This window comes from Halalkalibacter alkalisediminis, from assembly GCF_028610705.1.
Lineage (GTDB): Bacteria > Bacillota > Bacilli > Bacillales > Bacillaceae_D > Halalkalibacter > Halalkalibacter alkalisediminis.
On record NZ_JAQQWT010000101.1, the window covers coordinates 1 to 2,374 of the forward strand.

A 2,374-nucleotide genomic window follows, 5' to 3' on the forward strand; every position below is an offset into this window, starting at 1 on the left:
ATTGAAAAATATATCTACTGGTACAACCATGAACGATCAAAAGAAAAATTGGCTGGTTTAAGTCCAGTCGAATACCGAACACAAACCAGCCAAACAGCTGCATAATATAAACTCTAACTTTTAGGGGTAACTACCGTTGTAGCTGCTCTTTTTATTTTGTTCAGAAGAAAGTGATTCAAATGAGAATATCTGATTCCCTAGAGGGGTGAACTGTTTAGTTGACGGGATCAAGTCCCACGGGGGCCTCCCTTCTACCACGACTACCGTTAGCATATCTCGATATAAAAAAAGGTCAACCAGAAGTAGGATGTGTACAAAGAGTATGTGGAGAATGTTTTTCATGCTACCCATCTAGACCGCAGTCAAATTATAAGAGCAGCGCTATTTATTGCTGGGCACACAGAACAGTTTTCTAGAATAATAGAACCTTATATAAGAAGGGGGATGTCTTTGCCGTCTCCGTTATGGAATGAAGAGGATGAAGAACTTTGGTTAAACCAAAAGGTAGTTGAACCTATGGAAGGTCGACAAGTGACTAAGGCTGTTCAAAAGAAACCGGTTAGATTCGAAAAAAGAAGAGTGGAGGAACAGCCAATAGCAAGTCCAAAAGTATTTAGCAAGACCTATTGCGCTTGGTGTTTACCAGATGTAAGTGATCAATCTTTAAGAAAGAAGATTCCATTAGGAGTTAAGCTTGCGAATGCAGGAGCTGTCCCATTATTGGCGTGGTCTATATCATGGAGCAATTCAAACACACTAAAGCTTTTTAAAAAAATGTTTACAGAGGCGCGAAAAGGAGACTCAAGAAACATCGAACAATATTATCGATATAGTTTGCACTATAATTGTACCAATCAGTTGAGTAAAATAACTCTTCCTATTTTATTAGTGTACGGTAAAAAGGATAAACCATTTTATTTGTACGCTAAGCAATTGCATGAAACATTACCCTTAAATAAATTAATATTTATTGTGCCGATCATCAGATTCCAACAGATGCTGCAAAAGAGTTAAATGAATTGATAAGGCAATTTGTAATTATGCAACAAAATAAATATATTGACGACTTTTAAAAATCAATTTGTTACATAATGAAAGTAAAATTGGTAATTCTAATATCGAATTTAAATAAGGAGGAAATTTCATGGAGTTTCTTAAACGTATATCAATCTGTTTATTTGCCATAGCCTTAATTACTGGTTGTGCAATGAATGATGAAGCAAGAGATAACAATCGAACCGCAAACAACGCAAATATTCAAAATGTCGCTAATCGTAACAACAATGATACAAGAATGCAGGTTGCTGATGAAGCACAAGATAAAATTGAAAATTTATCTGAAGTAAGACACGCCAATGTCATCGTTACTAACAGAAATGCATATGTTGCAGTAGTTTTAGATGATGATTCAAAAGGTGAAGTGAGAAAAGACGTTGAAAATAAAATTTCTGATCAGGTGAAATCCACGGACGATAATATTCGAAATGTTTTTGTGTCAAGCAATCCCGATTTCGTTGATCGCATGGGAGATTATGGAGATAAAATTCAAAGTGGAAAGCCAATACGGGGCTTATTCGAGGAATTTAATGAGATGGTTCAAAGAATTTTTCCGAATGCCCGATAAAATTATTCTGTAATGTAGTAGTAAAACCCCTTTCATTTATTAATAAAATGGGAAACCCTTTTAAAGGATTTCCCAATTATCATTGCTAATTTCCTCTTCCATCACTTGAAGTCCACCAATTCCTTCAAGAGCAGCACCTAATGATACAAGAAAATCACCCGCGATGGCGATTTTTTGCTGGGGTGCTTCTATTGCACGTCGAGAAGTAGGAAATTCTCAAGATCGTGAGCTTATAAAAGAACGTGAACAATACAGTGTTCAAAAAGAAGCGGTTGATTATCTCTATCATCGTTTTATGGATCAACAAAAGAAGCAGCTTCAAGAGCATGAAGGTCAATTGTTTGCAAAAGAAGGAGTCACTCTTAAAGAAATGATAGCGATGAACCAGCAACCTCATCAATCGGCATCGGAAGTTTTAAAACAGGTTCGAGAAAAAGATTACAAAACAGAATTAAACAAAGAAATTCCACGTGCATCCATTCAAAATTATATTGATTTAGAGAGGGTCCAGGAACGACTCAATACTCAAAAAGAGTTTATTCATAAAACTGAAAAAACACTCGTAGAAAAAGAAGACCATTTAAGTAAAGTCAAGGCTCTCTATGAACGTGGGGTTGAAAAGCAGCAGCAGGGACAGTCAAACGTAAAAGAAATCATTGCGCTACGGTATATTGGGGACAGAACATTTTGTTAGTGATTTACACGGGGAGTATCAAGCCTTTCAACATGTGCTCCGAAATGGTTCGGGGA

3 protein-coding genes and 2 pseudogenes are annotated in these 2,374 nt (G+C 36.4%); all 5 read left to right on the forward strand.

The window, feature by feature from the left end:
* On the forward strand, window positions 1–105 hold a 105-nt coding region (locus PQ474_RS25975; RefSeq protein ID WP_273847712.1), incomplete at its 5' end, for an IS3 family transposase.
* 558 nt (window positions 106–663) lie between these two features.
* Window positions 664–1,073, forward strand: a pseudogene (locus PQ474_RS25980) (alpha/beta fold hydrolase); the annotation flags it as partial.
* 71 nt (window positions 1,074–1,144) lie between these two features.
* Window positions 1,145–1,624, forward strand: a complete 480-nt coding sequence (locus PQ474_RS25985) for a YhcN/YlaJ family sporulation lipoprotein (RefSeq protein WP_273848475.1) — start codon at window positions 1,145–1,147, stop codon at window positions 1,622–1,624.
* Between the two features lie 163 nt (window positions 1,625–1,787).
* Window positions 1,788–2,318 carry a hypothetical protein gene (locus PQ474_RS25990; RefSeq protein WP_273848476.1) on the forward strand — a complete coding sequence of 177 codons (531 nt, stop codon included), beginning with the start codon at window positions 1,788–1,790 and terminating at the stop codon, window positions 2,316–2,318.
* Window positions 2,299–2,374: pseudogene (locus tag PQ474_RS26760) on the forward strand (fructose-bisphosphatase class III); the annotation flags it as partial. The gene PQ474_RS25990 and the pseudogene PQ474_RS26760, both read left to right, overlap by 20 nt.

Coding starts and splice junctions, on each gene's coding strand:
- PQ474_RS25985 (WP_273848475.1), top strand. CDS start 1,145: ATGGAGTTTCTTAAACGTATATCAATCTGTTTATTTGCCATAGCCTTA.
- PQ474_RS25990 (WP_273848476.1), top strand. CDS start 1,788: ATGGCGATTTTTTGCTGGGGTGCTTCTATTGCACGTCGAGAAGTAGGA.